The sequence below is a fragment of the Pseudoalteromonas sp. 1181_04 genome, assembly GCF_052850545.1.
Genome location: NZ_VXCS01000023.1, coordinates 1 through 15,447 on the forward strand (window position 1 = coordinate 1; position 15,447 = coordinate 15,447).

14 protein-coding genes and 3 tRNA genes are annotated in these 15,447 nt (G+C 40.6%); 9 read left to right on the forward strand and 8 right to left on the reverse strand.

All coding sequences use genetic code 11. The annotated features are described in order from the left end of the window. Positions 1-35: 35 nt before the first annotated feature. The 4 genes from FW757_RS17745 to uvrD all read right to left on the reverse strand — a co-directional run bounded on the left by FW757_RS17745 (position 36) and on the right by uvrD (position 6,265). Entirely contained in the window at positions 36-884 is an 849-nt protein-coding gene (locus FW757_RS17745; protein WP_404699850.1) for a chemotaxis protein, read from the reverse strand. A 66-nt stretch (positions 885-950) separates the two neighbouring features. Next, complete coding sequence (locus FW757_RS17750) at positions 951-1,955, reverse strand: ABC transporter substrate-binding protein (protein WP_446441530.1); 1,005 nt, start codon at positions 1,953-1,955, stop codon at positions 951-953. 73 nt (positions 1,956-2,028) lie between these two features. Further along, positions 2,029-4,122, reverse strand: coding sequence for a GNAT family N-acetyltransferase (locus FW757_RS17755; protein WP_182740426.1), 2,094 nt, complete (start codon positions 4,120-4,122; stop codon positions 2,029-2,031). Beyond that, on the reverse strand, positions 4,100-6,265 hold the full coding sequence (gene uvrD / locus FW757_RS17760) for a DNA helicase II (RefSeq protein WP_145242582.1): 2,166 nt from the start codon (positions 6,263-6,265) through the stop codon (positions 4,100-4,102). The genes FW757_RS17755 and uvrD overlap by 23 nt, the downstream gene beginning before the upstream one ends. Before the next feature lie 327 nt (positions 6,266-6,592). Between uvrD and FW757_RS17765 the strand changes: the two genes are divergently transcribed. The 3 genes from FW757_RS17765 to FW757_RS17775 all read left to right on the forward strand — a co-directional run bounded on the left by FW757_RS17765 (position 6,593) and on the right by FW757_RS17775 (position 8,102). Further along, on the forward strand, positions 6,593-6,817 hold the full coding sequence (locus tag FW757_RS17765; protein WP_145242571.1) for a hypothetical protein: 225 nt from the start codon (positions 6,593-6,595) through the stop codon (positions 6,815-6,817). 111 nt (positions 6,818-6,928) lie between these two features. Beyond that, positions 6,929-7,297 (forward strand): YacL family protein, encoded by a 369-nt coding sequence (locus FW757_RS17770; protein ID WP_145242569.1) that lies wholly within the window; start codon positions 6,929-6,931, stop codon positions 7,295-7,297. A gap of 181 nt (positions 7,298-7,478) precedes the next feature. Beyond that, positions 7,479-8,102, forward strand: coding sequence for a dUTP diphosphatase (locus tag FW757_RS17775; protein ID WP_149983053.1), 624 nt, complete (start codon positions 7,479-7,481; stop codon positions 8,100-8,102). Here the strand turns inward: FW757_RS17775 and yrfG are convergent. Continuing rightward, entirely contained in the window at positions 8,099-8,749 is a 651-nt protein-coding gene (yrfG, locus tag FW757_RS17780; RefSeq protein WP_145242565.1) for a GMP/IMP nucleotidase, read from the reverse strand. The two genes, FW757_RS17775 and yrfG, sit on opposite strands and share 4 nt — an antisense overlap. 61 nt (positions 8,750-8,810) lie before the next feature. Here yrfG and nudE point away from each other — a divergent pair, with 61 nt between their 5' ends. From nudE to FW757_RS17805, 5 genes are all read left to right on the forward strand, one after another. After that, positions 8,811-9,383: an ADP compounds hydrolase NudE gene (nudE, locus tag FW757_RS17785; protein ID WP_179959231.1), complete on the forward strand. Its 573-nt coding sequence runs from the start codon at positions 8,811-8,813 to the stop codon at positions 9,381-9,383. Further along, positions 9,376-10,173, forward strand: a complete 798-nt coding sequence (gene cysQ, locus FW757_RS17790; protein WP_145242561.1) for a 3'(2'),5'-bisphosphate nucleotidase CysQ — start codon at positions 9,376-9,378, stop codon at positions 10,171-10,173. Before nudE ends, cysQ begins: the two co-directional genes overlap by 8 nt. Before the next feature lie 142 nt (positions 10,174-10,315). Continuing rightward, positions 10,316-10,392 (forward strand) — tRNA-Met (locus FW757_RS17795). A gap of 158 nt (positions 10,393-10,550) precedes the next feature. Then, positions 10,551-10,627, forward strand: a tRNA-Met gene (locus FW757_RS17800). A gap of 66 nt (positions 10,628-10,693) precedes the next feature. Further along, positions 10,694-10,770 (forward strand) — tRNA-Met (locus tag FW757_RS17805). Positions 10,771-11,138: 368 nt separating this feature from the next. Here the strand turns inward: FW757_RS17805 and FW757_RS17810 are convergent. Then, positions 11,139-11,411 carry a hypothetical protein gene (locus tag FW757_RS17810; protein WP_145242551.1) on the reverse strand — a complete coding sequence of 91 codons (273 nt, stop codon included), beginning with the start codon at positions 11,409-11,411 and terminating at the stop codon, positions 11,139-11,141. 12 nt (positions 11,412-11,423) lie between these two features. Continuing rightward, complete coding sequence (gene nfuA / locus FW757_RS17815; RefSeq protein WP_145242549.1) at positions 11,424-11,999, reverse strand: Fe-S biogenesis protein NfuA; 576 nt, start codon at positions 11,997-11,999, stop codon at positions 11,424-11,426. Between the two features lie 145 nt (positions 12,000-12,144). Here nfuA and FW757_RS17820 point away from each other — a divergent pair, with 145 nt between their 5' ends. After that, entirely contained in the window at positions 12,145-14,697 is a 2,553-nt protein-coding gene (locus FW757_RS17820) for a M14 metallopeptidase family protein (protein WP_182794654.1), read from the forward strand. A 16-nt stretch (positions 14,698-14,713) separates the two neighbouring features. Here FW757_RS17820 and FW757_RS17825 read toward each other — a convergent pair whose 3' ends face one another. Beyond that, positions 14,714-15,415 (reverse strand): ComF family protein, encoded by a 702-nt coding sequence (locus FW757_RS17825; protein WP_446441531.1) that lies wholly within the window; start codon positions 15,413-15,415, stop codon positions 14,714-14,716. Positions 15,416-15,447: the final 32 nt, after the last annotated feature.

Sequence of the window (15,447 nt, forward strand, 5' to 3'; positions counted from 1 at the left end):
ATCGAAAGAGCCGGGCTTTTTTACGTTTTATCTCATTAAAACAATCCATACTCTTCGGTTTCTTCTGCCTGTTGGTGCATTAAGTGCTGTGGTCTGAAAATCGCACTCGGATCTATGAGTACGCTGTGTTTATTTTCCAGCTTAATAAGGCCACGCATCATATTCTTAGTTTGCGAATCAATATCAAAACCGACATCTGTGAGCTTATCTAACGGTTTGATATTTTCTTTTTTGTAGCTGATATTATCTTCGACTTTATCAACGAGTAAACCTATGTGAGGGGTTCTGCCATCTTTTGTGGTGAAGATGATAATGGGTTTATGATCGAGCAAGATCTGTTCTTTGGCAGATTCAAACAATCTGATGAGTTGCATGTAGTTGCTGTTACGCTCTATGCTCAGTTCAACTAGCGCTTGTTTTTCGTTGTTTTGTTTTACCAACTCGATTAATTTATTCGCTTTTGTATATAGCCGACTATGAGGGGTTTTAAAGCGTTCTATAATTGCTTTGAGATCTTCATTTTCAGTTTTGAAATGACTGTACCATTTTGCAAAATTTGACTGCTGAACGTCGGTATTATGATTAAACGGCTGATTATGTTTGATACTATTCTCTAGTGCAGTAAACCATTCTTGTTGCTTTTGTTGCCACTCGCTAAATAATTCGACTAATGATTGATTGGTTTCTTGTGTTGATTGTTTGTTGAGAATAATACCTAGATCAAATATTGGAGTGGGGGTTTCCATATAGTCTTTAACACCAATAAAACTTTTATTGTCGTTAGGTAATGAGGTTAAATTATCTTCAAAGCGTTCAGTTAAAAGTATGTCGAGAATTTTTAATGAAATTGTTTTCTGGCCTACTCTAAAATTAATTAAGTCCATAGTGTCCTCACCTCCTAAATATATAGCTTAATAATAGAACATTATTTAGAAAGCGCAGCTATTTTGTTAAAACACAGAGCGATAGACAGTATGCTTATTCTTATCAGTTTTATTGACGAATAACGCGTTTATTTGTTTATCTTCACTAAAAATAATATTTAGGCGCTGCATTAAACAATTATGTTGCAGTGGTTGCGGGCAGCGTTGTGCTGCGGCGCTAAACACCATTGCATTGAGATAGCCTTCAAAGTGCAGACGATTAGGTGTGTTAATTTGCGCTGCAGCCATATCTTTTAAGAATTCAGTGCACCAATAGGCGTTACATTTATTAGGGTTAGGGACTACTTCGGTCGCCATAAGTTTACTGGAGTATTTTAGGCGAGCAAATAAGTCATTGCTTGAGGCAAAAGATATGCTGGTGTAGTCAGGCATAAACTGTTGTTCATGGGCACTATTTATAAATTCAGATAATGGTTTGTATGTGCCTACTAAGCAAATGGCAGTAGCACCACTGGCTTTTAGTATTTCTAAGGCGCTCATTATCTCATTACTGTTTCGTTGATAGCGCGCGACTTTAACTGGCTTTAGATTATGTTTGGCGAGCGATTCTCGCAATCCAGATTCTACTACAAGACCAAATTCATCTGCTTGAATTAAAAACCCAATACGTGTGTGATTGTTTTCTTCGACTAGGTATTTTATTTGCTCGTCAGCTTCATCATCGTAGCTAGCTCTTATGTTGAATACATTAATTGTTGGCTGATAATGCAAAAATTTAGCGCCGCTGTAAGGCATTAAATATGGAATTTGCAGTTGTTCAAGGATTGGTAAAACAGCAAAGCTTGTTGGAGTTCCCATTGCACCGAATAGCGCATCTACTTTGTCTCGATAAATAAAGTGACGAGTATTACTTACTGCGCGTTTTGGTTCATAGCCATCGTCGGCGACTATTAATTCTACGTGTGCTCCATTGATACCTCCGTTTTTATTTAGCTTGTTAAAATAGATATTACTACCTAGGTAAAGTTGTTCACCAATTTGTTTGGCAGGTCCTGTTAACGCGGTAGACATGCCTAATTTTATCGCTGGCTTGTTCTCGGCATAGGCGAAATTGCTATGTGAAAATAAAAAGAAGAAAAGAACGCTAAGGTAATTTTTTAAGTAAGTATTGTTCATACCAATTAGTAACAGCCTGTTTGAATAGTTTATCGAGTGATTTTTTACCACGGATCTGTAAAACTATTTGTGCCTTTTGTGATGACCAGTTTTGTAATATTAGTCTAATAAAAAGACATTTGGTATTTTCATCGCAATTAGATAAGCTGCTTGGTGTGCACCAAAGTGTCCGCCATAATAAAGGTTTGATGGTAAAAATTTGGTAATCTGTTGTTAGTAATGCAGCTAGACGTGTATCTTGGATGTTATCAGCGTTATGTTGAGCACAGTCACGCAGTACTTGTTCGACTAATTGTTGATCTAACTGATTGAAATGATCAAGTAGTTGCAATGCAAAGTCTGATTGAAAATCAGTTTTCAGATTTTTAATTAGCGAGCTGCGATCAGTTAAACTTTTAGCCACAAGAGCTGCATGTTCTGCAGTCGCTTTATCTTGCATAAAGCCTAGTTTAACTAAACTAAACCCCGCCATTTGCCAAAACTTGAGTAGGCTCGCATTAGCGCCAAAGCTGGCTCCAAACCAGTCACAGCTCGATGCTAGTTGCCGTTCACAATGAGCAATAAGTTGTGAGCCAATACATTTACTATGCTGTGATGGAGCTACAGCAATGCGCACAACACGAGCACACAACCTTGTTAGTACGTCAGCATTAGCACTTAACTGTGCTAATGTTTGCGCCATCAAATGCCCCTGTGGGCGACGTTGACCACTAACAACCTGTTGACTCAAGTCTGCGGTTAAACCGCCTTCAATCGCAATTAGGCATACTGCAATAATAACGCCTTGTTGCTGACATACAAAGATGCGTTGCTCTGTCGCGTCGAGTAAGTGGCGCAAGTCATTCACGCTAGTTTGATAATGCGCTAATGCTAATAGCCCAATGACTTGACGCAGTAGTGCTTCATTTTCAGCAAGGTGTTGGGGAGTCAGTTCAGAATAGAGCAGAGCGCTGGGGTCTAGTGTAATATCTTGATAATCGGCATCAAGTGCTAACAAATTACAAATATGCTGTTCTAGCGGATCATTCGCTGCGAAGCGAATTGGTTGCTCTAGAGTAACACTATGCATATTTTTATAATGTTGCTCTAGGTAACGTTTGAATTTTAAAGTATACCCGCGGCCATTCCCTTCATAACCTACCATAGTGCTGGCAAATATAATGCGGGGATAATGCGTGAGCATTTTAATTAATAATGGTACTGGGATCGCAGCAGCTTCATCAACCAGCAATACATCACAGTCAGGTAGTTCATTTAGTAATTGATCGGGTGCGATATAATGCAAGTTGGCGAGTTGTTTATCCCGAGTTTGATAGCTTAATCCTCGTGCTGCGGCAAAGTGTTTAAAACAGCTGTGTAGGGCGTTAAACTGCTGTGCACAAATGAGTATTTTTTTATCGTTAAGTGTTGCAGCAGCAAGCCCTAAAGCCGCCGATTTTCCACGGCCACGATCGGCGCTGATCAATAAAGGGCGATTGGCTCTACCGTTGGCAGTTCTAATGATTTGCTCGATGCAAAATTGCTGTTCAGTTAGGTTTATTTTACCTGCTAGCTGGCTTGTTTCTGGTAACGTTTGCCAGCCTGATTGTTGGCTGAGGTGCAGATACAAATTACTCTGGAGTAAGCGTGCCAAGCGTTGGTTAAAATAACTCTGCTGTTGTTGTTGAGCAAATGATTGAAAGGCGGTCAGTGCTGGGTCACACCAATAGTGTAAATCATCAAGTTCTGGCAACAATACAATAAATAAACCGCCAGCCTGAACAGTGCCACTAAGAGCGGCAAATTTGTCTGGCACTAAGCCACTAAAACCGTCATAAATAACATGCTGAAATTCTTGGCCAAGAATTTGATGAGTATGTTCAGGCCAGCTACTGTCAGTGAGTTCGCCACTAGTTGATAATACCTTAACAAGCGGATGGCAAAGTTGCTTGAGTAACTCATTAGCCTGTTGATAACACCAGTTTTGTTCGCCAGTAATGAGTAGCAATTGCCTATGTTTAGCATAGGCAATTTGCGGTAGGATATTACTTATTAACGAGTTAAATGGCTTGTAGTCGTGCATAAACAGTTACTAACCACTTACTACCAAAGTCATCAAAATTCACTTGTACGCGAGATTGAGCGCCACTGCCTTCGTAATTAATAACCGTTCCCATACCAAATTTTGCATGTAATACGTGTTGTCCTAAGCTAAAGCCACTTTCTTCAAATACGGCATGACTAACTGATGAGCTAAATCGTCCTGCTGCGGGTGGTCGCGATACTTGAGTTTTAATACGAATTTCTTCAATACAATCTTCAGGCATTTCACGTAAAAAGCGTGATGGACTGTGGTACTTTTCTTGACCATAAAGACGGCGGCTCTCGGCATGGCTAATATAGAGTTTTTCCATCGCACGAGTCATCCCGACATAACAAAGACGACGCTCTTCTTCTAACCGACCTGATTCTTCATTACTTTGTTGAGATGGGAACATGCCTTCTTCAACACCAACCATAAATACGAGTGGAAACTCTAAGCCTTTCGCTGAGTGCAACGTCATCATTTGCACTGCATCTTCATGTTCTTCAGCTTGGCCATCACCTGATTCCAGTGAGGTATAAGCCAAGAATCCTTGCAGTGGTGAGCTAAACTCTTCATCTTCCGGGAGTTCGTATTGGCCACAGGCGCTGATCAGCTCTTCTAAGTTTTCTACCCGAGCGCGGCCCTTTTCGCCTTTTTCTGCTTGATACATCGCCATTAAACCAGATGTTTGAATAGCGTATTTCGCTTGCTCTTCTAAAGTGAGATCACCAATTTTATCTTCAATATGTTCTACCAGTTCAACAAACTTAGTAACAACCGTCGCCGCACGTCCTGATAAATGTTGTTGTTCTACGATGGCTTTGGCGGCGTACCATAATGGTAATGATTCGCTACGCGCACAATCGCGAATATGGCTTAAGGTTTTATCGCCAATGCCACGAGCAGGAGTGTTAATCACTCGCTCAAATGCAGCATCATCCTGACGATTACCTACGAGCCGTAAATATGCCAGTGCATCTTTAATTTCCTGACGTTCAAAGAAGCGCATACCGCCGTAAATTCGGTACTTCAAGCCTTCTTGTAACATCGCTTCTTCAAGTACCCGCGATTGCGCGTTACTACGATATAAAATCGCCGCATCTTGTAGGGCATTACCAGCGTTTAACCAGCTGCGTAATTTGCTGCTTACAAAGCGCGCTTCGTCTAATTCGTTAAAAGCGGCATAAACAGAAATAGGTTCACCATCATTGCCATCAGTCCAGAGGCTTTTACCCATTCGGTCTGAGTTATTTTGAATAAGTGCATTAGACGCTTTTAGAATCGTGGCAGTAGAGCGATAGTTTTGTTCAAGGCGAATAGTTTCGGCTTTAAAATCGGTCAAAAAGCGCTTAATGTTTTCAATTTTAGCACCACGCCAACCGTAAATACTTTGGTCATCATCACCTACGATCATGATGCTGTTGGTATCGCCGGCTAATAATTTAAGCCATGCATATTGAATGGTGTTGGTATCTTGAAACTCGTCTACTAGCATATGGGCAAAACGTTGCTGGTAGTGACGTAGTAAGGTTGGATTATTTTTTAGTACTTCAAAACTACGTAATAAGATTTCGGCAAAATCAACTAATCCTGCTCGATCACATGCTTCTTGATAAGCGGTGTAAACTTTAAGCATCATTTGTTCGTTGATGTCGTAAGCTTGGATATCTTTGGGGCGCAGACCTTCATCTTTCTTGGCGCTGATATACCAGCCAAACTGTTTTGCAGGCCATTTTTTGTCATCAATATTCATGGCTTTTAATAAGCGTTTGATCATTCTAAGTTGATCATCAGAGTCTAAAATTTGAAACGCTTCTGGTAAGTTTGCTTCGCGATGGTGGGCGCGCAAAATACGGTGTGATAAGCCATGGAAAGTACCAATCCACATACCACCTACTGGTGCCTGAAGGGCCTGTTCAACGCGCGTGCGCATTTCTTTAGCTGCTTTATTGGTAAAGGTTACTGCAAAAATACTATAAGCGGAGGCTTGCTCAACCTGCATTAACCATGCGATACGATGAACGAGTACTCGAGTTTTCCCAGAGCCTGCGCCAGCAAGCACCAGCATATTTTGGAGTGGGGCTGCAACTGCATCCCGTTGTTTATCATTTAAACCGTCGAGTAATTCTGAAACGTCCATCATCACGCCTTTTCAATCAATATTAAAAGCAGTATAACAGGTGTTTTTGTTAGGCTAAATAAAATACTGTTTTTATAACCAGTTAATTTAATACATAGTCTAAAGGCTTTAAAAACTTAATGATTCATTTATAGTCATTTTTTAGCTAAGCTAGATCAATGGTGTGAAGTGATATCGCCAATTTGACTTATATTTAGTAAAAATCACGATTTTAGCTAGTTCTTCGTATTACCGTTGATTTTAACATATTGATTTTTAATAACTAAATAATTGGCATGAAGAATGTAAGTAGATAAGAATAAAATTAAATTAATAATTGAGGTTAACATGGCAGAGCAAGGTTCAGGCGGTAATGTTATCGCAGCGATTTGTAATATATTTTTCCCAGGTTTAGGGCAGTTAGTTCAAGGCCGGATCATGGCGGCAATTGGTTTCTTCCTAGCGTGGGTTATTAGTGGCGCGCTTATTTATGTTGCGATTGGTTTTATATTACTGCCGATCGTCTATATTTGGGCAATCATTGATGCCGCGCGGTTTAGATCTTATCGGTAGCTGTATCACTTCAAAGAATAGCGCTTTTTAGCGCTATTTTTGTCACTGGCTTTATTTATTCAGCACTGACTAGGGTATAATCCCGATCATTAGTTGTATTTAGGTAAAGTTATGGAATACCAATTTATACGCGATCCAATAAGTGGCCTGCGGATTAAAATTAGCAGTGAACATGCGGTTATTGGCCGTTGGTTAAATGAAGAGATCGGCAAAGACAAAATTGCTATGGTACAAGCTTTAATAGCCTCAGTATCAAGTAGTTTTGAGCCGTTAACGCTACAGGGCCAAGAAATTGATTTGATCTTAAATAAAGATGAAGCCATTTTTGAAGCCCATGCCTTGCACCAAGACTCTGAAGATTTATTTGCTTATCAAGATGATGAGCTTATGCTCGAGGAAAATGGTTTAAGTAGTGGCTGTGGTTTTGAAGATTTTGTTGATCTGATTAATTCATGGCAAGAATTTACTACAGGTAGGTAGCCGTCAATTTTCAGTTAGCAAAATATCCTCGGGTGCCGCGTAATGAAATGCCCTTAGCTATATTGGCAATATTTGTGTTAGCGACCTCTGCGTATTAACCACAATCAGTACGTAGAATCGATTTCATCGAAGAGTATTTATCTGTATTATTACGGCAATTAAAATAGTAACTGGAAGAGATATGTCTGCCAATTTAAACAAACTAGTGGTGATGCTAGAAATGCAAAATGCCATGAACACCAAAGTTCATGATCAATGGTTTAGCCAAGGCTTTGAATGGTATCGCGCTATTTGGGTTGAATGCGCTGAAATGCTTGATCATTACGGTTGGAAATGGTGGAAAAAGCAAACTCCAGATACCGAGCAAGTTATTTTAGAATTGGTTGATATTTTTCACTTCGGTTTATCGTTACGAATTGATGGTGAGACCAGTTATTTAGAGCTTGCTAAGCAGTTGGAACAACAGTTAAGTGCACCGCAACAAGCTGATGATTTCAAACAAACGTTAGAAATTCTCGCCGCGTCAGCCGTCGCTGAGAAAACCTTTAATGCCGCAGCCTTCGCTGGATGTATGGCGCAAATAGGTATGGATATTGATGATTTATATCGAGGCTATGTAGGTAAAAATACGCTTAATTTTTTCCGCCAAGATCATGGTTATAAAGATGGTAGCTACATTAAAGAATGGCATGGCAAAGAAGATAACGAGCATTTAGTTGAGGTCGTTAAAAGCCTGAATACGGAACATGCTGATTTTGCAAAGCTTGTATATCAAGGCTTAGAGGCTCGCTACCCTAAAAATTAAGGCAGCATGTCACGAAAATCAGTGACGCTCAAATAGTCACTGATTTCATTGTGCGGTTGTTTACTATCTGGGTTTGCAACCGCCAATAAATGGCCAATACCATATTCTTTTGCGGCGTTTAGTACCGCTAAACTGTCGTCAACGAACAGCGTACGCTGCTTATCAAAACCTAAATCGAGTTGTACTTGCTGCCATAAGCTTTGCTGCTCTTTACTCACACCATATTGATGAGTCGACACCACACCATCTAAATAGTTATCAATATTGGTTTTTTCAAACTTGAGCATGACACTTTCCGGGTGTGCGTTGGTAAGTAAAATCAACTCTTTACCCGCTTTTCGCAACGATGTTAAAAATGCTGGTACATCCTCACGCATTTTAATGAGGTGCTGATGCTGATATTTTAGCTCCATAATAGGTAAATTAAGTTGTTGTTCCCAGTAATCTAAGCAATACCATTGGATTTGACCGCTAACGGCTTGATAGCGTTTTAATATATCCGCTTGGGCTTGTGCCAAACTAATATTCTTTGCGATAGCGAGTTGCTCAGGGATCACTGTCAGCCAAAAGTGATTATCAAAATGGAGATCGAGCAAAGTGCCATCCATATCTAGCAGCACAGTATCGATTTTTGACCAATTTAACATAGGAATTTCATCTTATAGGGTTTATTATTGAACTAACTGCCATGATAGCAAATTAATGCCAATGACACAGAAAAAGCACCCAACACCACCACAAATTCTTCGCACCGAAGTTGTTGCTAAAAGCCGATTATTTACGGTGGAATCACTTGAATTAAAATTTTCAAATGACGAACAGCGTCAATACGAACGGATCCGCGGCGGTGGCCGAGGGGCTGTAATGATAGTGCCATTAACAGCTGATAATGAATTACTGTTAGTACGAGAATATTGTGCTGGCACTAATGATTATCAACTAGGCTTCCCAAAAGGCTTAATTGATCCTGGTGAAACACCAGAACAAGCAGCAAACCGAGAATTAAAAGAAGAAGTTGGCTTTGGTGCTGAGCAACTTCAGCCACTTAAAGTGGTTTCAATGGCACCCAGTTACTTTAATGCGACTATGCACATATTGTTTGCGCAACAACTTTATCCGCAAACTTTAGTTGGGGACGAGCCAGAACCATTAGTGGTTGTTAAGTGGCCATTAACCGATTGGCAGTCATTATTACAACAATCAGACTTCACCGAAGCACGAAGCGTTGCAGCTTTGCTATTATTAACTAAGCATTTAGAATCAGGAGCTGCGAATGATTGAATTACTTGAGCCATGTATTGAGCTTGCGCAAAGCGCTGGTGCTGCGATTATGGCTATTTACAAGAAAGATGATATTGGCCAGCAAGAAAAGTCAGATCACACACCTGTCACTAAAGCCGATTTAGCCGCTAACGATGTGTTAGTTGCTGGATTAAAAGCACTAGCGCCAGATATTCCTATTATGTCAGAAGAAACACCAATCCCTGCTTTAGCAGATAGGCAAGATTGGCAGCGCTATTGGTTACTCGATCCAATGGACGGTACCGGTGAGTTTATTTTAGAAAGCGGCGACTTTGCGGTAAATATCGCTTTGATTGAAAACAATCGCCCAGTGCTTGGGGTGATTTATTGGCCAGCGAAAGAGACAACTTATTTTGCCAGTTATCAAAATGGTGCATTTAAGCGTGTTGATGGCGTAGAGCAGCAGATCAATGTTGCCACTCCAGATAACTTAACTTTGGCTGTTAGTCGTCGTCAAAAAATTGAAGCTGTTAGTCAATACTTGAACGCGCAGTTTACAACAGTTGCTGTAGGTTCATGCTCTTTAAAAGCATGTATTGTTGCTGAGGGTAAAGCTGACTGTTTTTTACGGATAGGGCCAACAGGTGAGTGGGATACGGGAGCATCGCAAATAATTGTTGAAGAAGCAGGTGGCTGTATTACTGATGCTGAATTTAATCCATTAACCTACAATCAGCGTGAGAGTACAGAGAACCCTGACTTTATAGTGATGGGTCACCCTGATTGGGAGTGGCAAAAAATGATCAGTCCACACCAAAGAGCGCTTTAATTACTCTGTTTGTTTGCTTTTTGTTCGGTTGAACAGCTTTAAGCAGTTTAACTGTTGCATTATAATATGATTCCTATACTATAGCGCTCTCTTCGAAACAGGCTCGCAAATAACGCGAAACCGTTGAAAAAGAAATTACAGGCGCGGGATGGAGCAGCCTGGTAGCTCGTCGGGCTCATAACCCGAAGGTCGTCGGTTCAAATCCGGCTCCCGCAACCAATTTTCTTAAATGATTTGGTGCATTGGAAGTTTTAAAAGGTCGTCGGTTCACTCTTCACCTTTCACAGCTCCCGCAACCAATTCTTTTAAAGAAGCGGTTACTGTAAACTCTTGGTGAGAGTTAAAAATCACTAGTCGATAGACTTAAAATATACAGGCGCGGGATGGAGCAGCCTGGTAGCTCGTCGGGCTCATAACCCGAAGGTCGTCGGTTCAAATCCGGCTCCCGCAACCAATTCTTTAGTGAGTTGGCTGACTTCTTTAATTAAGTAAGAAGTAAAATAACACTTAATATTTCAGGCGCGGGATGGAGCAGCCTGGTAGCTCGTCGGGCTCATAACCCGAAGGTCGTCGGTTCAAATCCGGCTCCCGCAACCAACTGAAATTACAATTTAAAATATTAAACAGACACGCCTAAAGCGTGTTTTTTTATGCCTGAAACTCAGTGAAATAAATAGCTCGTCGGTCTCAGCTCTACATTAGCCAGCAAAGGCCATCTATTTAAATCCGGCTCCCGCAACCACTGAAATCAAGTAATAATGAATCGACACTCTTAAAATGAGTGTTTTTTTATGTCTAAAATTCAGTGAGTGCGAAAATTGGGCTACTCATAACCCGAAGGTCGTCGGTTCGTTCTTCATAAACTCAGGCTCCCGCAACAACTGAAATAAAGTACGACAAATTAAATAGGTATTGTTGATGAGTGCTTTTTCATGGCAGTATTTTGATAGAACCTAGAGCTTTGGCTATTTCCAAAGATCAGGATCTTCTTCTGGACGGGAATCTTTTCTGTCTAATACCTGCGAAAAGCGATTAGCAAAGATACCTAAGTAGCCCCAAGCGGCGAAGAATAGTGCGATGGCTAAAATTACTAAGCCGATGATTTGTAAGCTGTAGTGGCTATAATAGCCGAGGGTGATTAATATCACGGCTAGCACAAACAGTGCTAAGCCGCGTAAAAAGCGCTTTAAACTGAGCTTAGGCTCTGAACCTAAGCGATATATCAGCGGCTTTAGCATGACTGCCTACTATTAATAGTAAGAATGATCGCCAGCTTTGTGATCAGTAATATCAGCAACACCGGTGATTTCATCGAACTTAGCAATCATTTCTTTTTCAATGCCTTCTTTTAGTGTGACATCGATCATAGAACAACCATTACAGCCACCGCCAAATTGAAGAACAGCAATACCTTCAGCAGTTACTTCTACAAGGCTTACTTGGCCGCCATGGTTAGCAAGCTGAGGGTTAACCTCTGTTTCTAACATGTGTTGAATACGTTCGTTAAGTCCTGCATCATCACCGATTTTACGGGCTTTAGCATTGGGGGCTTTAAGTGTTAACTGGGTGCCCATTTTATCGGTAACGAAATCGATTTCAGCTTCTTCTAAAAATGGCGCGCTTTCTGTGTCAACTACAGCATCAAAGCCGTTAAAAGGAAGACGAATATCGGTGGCTTCTACTGCATCTTCAGGGCAGTAAGATACACCACATTCCGCTTGTGATGTGCCAGGGTTAACAACAAATACGCGAATATTTGTTTTTTCAGCTTGGTCAGCTAATAATTTTGCAAAATGCGATTGTGCGGTTTCGGAAATAGAAATCATAAAACAACTATACTTGACTAAATTACTCGGATACTGGTTATCATACTCCGCTCATCGCGTTGTCGCCAGTGTTGAGCGTAAAAATTTGGCATCTATTTTAAGCAATGGTAGCGTGCAAACATTGATCATTTACTGAGTGTTTTCTATGCGTTTGATAATAACAATCTTTACACTATTGCTAAGCTTTTCTTGTTTAGCACAACCGCTTTCATATTATTTCAATGATGATGTGAAATTTGATCCAACTATTCCCACTCCAGAGCAGGTTTTAGGCTATGAAGTCGGGCAGTGGCACGTACGTCATGATCAACTCGTTCGTTATATGGAAATATTGGCACAAAAAAGTGACCGTATTAATTTTGAAGTCATTGGTCGTACCCATGAGCAGCGCCCGCTCGTTATGCTAACTATCACCGCAGCTGATAAGTTGGCGAATGTGGAGCAAACACGTAAGGCGCACTTGGCTCGTTTAGCCGATCCAGAAAAAGCCAAAGAAACCGATCAGCCAGCGGTCGTTTGGATGGGTTATAGCGTTCATGGCAATGAATCTTCTGGTAGTAATTCAGCCTTGCTAGTGGCTTATTATTTAGCTGCGGCGCAAGGTAAAGAAATTGATACGCTATTAAATAACACGGTTATTTTACTCGATCCTTCATTAAACCCCGATGGTTTAGCACGCTTTGCGAATTGGGCGAATAGTAATCGCGGTATGAACTTATCGTCTGATCCACAAACTCGGGAGCATATTGAAAGCTGGCCAAGTAGCCGTACTAACCATTACTGGTTTGATTTAAATCGTGATTGGTTGCTGCTACAACACCCTGAATCACGTGCTCGTATTGCTAAGTTTCATTACTGGAAACCCAATATTCTTACTGATTTCCATGAAATGGGTCCCAATAGCACGTTTTTCTTTCAGCCAGGTATTCCATCACGTAAGCATCCGATCACCCCTGATGAAAATGTCAGTCTCACGAAGGCAATAGGTAACTATCATGCCAAAACATTGGATGAACACAACGCGTTATATTTTACCGAAGAAAGCTTTGATGATTTTTACTATGGCAAAGGTTCAACTTATCCAGATGTAAATGGTGGTGTGGGTATTTTATTTGAGCAAGCAAGTTCTCGTGGTCATCTGCAAGAAACCATAAATGGACCGCTGAGTTTTGCATTTACGATTAAAAACCAGCTGCTTACGAGCCTATCTACATTTCAGGCTGCGATAGATAATCGCCAAGCATTACTCGATTACCAAGCTAGTTTTTACAATAATGCTATAGAGCTTGCTAATGATGAAGATTATAAAGGTTATGTAGTACAAGGCGGTGCAGATACAACACGTAGCGCACTTTTTTTAGATTTACTGAAACAGCATCAGATCAAAGCTTATCCACTTAATAAAGCAGTAAAAGCGGATGGTAAGAATTTTTCTGCGAAAAGTTATTTTGTGCCATTAGCCCAGCCGCAATATCGCTTAGTTAAAGCCATTTTTAGTGAGCAAAAGCGTTTTGTTGATAACACTTTTTATGATGTATCCGGTTGGACGTTAGCCCACGCTTTTAACTTGGAGTTTGCAGCAATCAAAAGTGGCTGGGGCTTAGACGTTAGTAAAAATGCATGGCAACAGCCTGAAAAACCACAATTTGCTGAGTTAGATGCACAGTATGCGTTTGGCTTTAAATGGGATAACTATTTAGCTCCGAAAATGCTTAATAAATTATTACAGCAAGGTGTGCAAGCTCGTGTGGCGCTCAGCTCGTTATCAGCTAAATCGCTTGCAAGTACACAGGAATTTGCTGCGGGTAGTATTATTATTCCTGCTGGGATTCAAAAAAATCCGCAATGGGTGTCGTTATTAAATAGTGCACAAAATGAGTTTGGTATTGCGATTACGCCTATTACTTCTGGCTTAACGGCAAAGGGTGTCGATTTAGGCTCGCGGACGTTAGCGGTAGTTAAAGCGCCGAAAGTATTACTCGTTGGTGGCCAAGGGACTAGTCAATATGAAGTAGGTGAAGTGTGGTATTACTTAGATCGCTTTGTTGGTGTGGCACCTACCATTGTGGAAATGGAACGTTTTGGTGATCTTGAACTTAGTGATTACAGTCACATTGTTTTGGCTCATGGAAATTACAATAAGCTTTCAGATGCTGACAAAATAGCAATTAAAACTTGGGTACGTAAAGGTGGAGTTATTTGGGGCCACAAAGGTGGGGCTAAGTTTTTAGTCGATCAACAACTATTAAAAACCAGTTATTTATCACGCCGAGATGTTGCCAGCGCCTTCAAAACGGATGGCTTAAACTATGGTGATAAAGATCATCTAGCTGGGCGTCAACGTATTGCTGGAGCGATATTTAATACTAAAGCCGATTTAACGCACCCACTTACTTTTTCATTACAGCGTGACACCTTACCAGTATTTAAAAATAGTACTTGGTTACTTGAAATGTCAGCTGCACCATTTGTAAATGTGTTGCAGTATACGCAAAAGCCATTACTAGCTGGCTTTACCGATGATGTGAATGTTGAGCAAGTAGCGGGAGCGGCTGGTTTAGTGGCACATTCGTATGGTCGTGGCAGTGTGATTGGTATGACAGATGATCCGGTATTTAGGGGCTATTGGTACGGCACCAGTCGTTTATTGAGCAATGCATTGTTTTTTGGTCACACATTTAGAGCGAATGCCGATTAATTAATTAGCTTAAGTATTAATGACCTAATGTTGTTAAGCAGGTTACAAATGCCCAAACTTGCTTAGCACCAGCCTTTTTAAGGGCGACGGTAGCAGCATTAAGAGTTGCTCCTGTGGTCATCACATCATCAATGATAGCAATTGTTTTTCCGCTCATATCGGTATTACATATAAATGCGCCATGTAAGTTTTTTACTCGTTTAGCTTTGCTAAGTGATGACTGTGCTTGGGTTTTCTTTGTACGCTGTAAACTCTGAGAATCAATATTTTCATTTACTAAACATGGCAACCAGCATTGTGATACTTGGTTAAAGCCTCGCTTTAAAAAACGCTGCTGATGTAGAGGTAAAATAATAAATAAATCTGGCCATATTTCGCTATTTTTTTTACTAACAGTCAGTTGCTGGCTAATAATTAACGACAATGCGTTTTTATAATGAATTTGGTTACTAAATTTAAGTTGCGTGAGCCAACCATCGAAAGGGGGACGATACCACGCGCAAGCGAACAGGTAATCGAATTGGCAATCAGGAAATAACTCAACCACATCTGGGCGATACAGTAAATTAGCATGTGTGGTTATATCTAATAGCGGCAAATCAGCTAAACAATGTTCGCATAAACTATGTTTGGTACGGATAATACTTTGGCATTGCACACAAAAAGAAGGAAAAAACCAATCGCCCAGCTGTTGAAAACATTGATGAAAAGCAGTCATTGCATTCATTCCCTCAAACGCTATTATGAGCG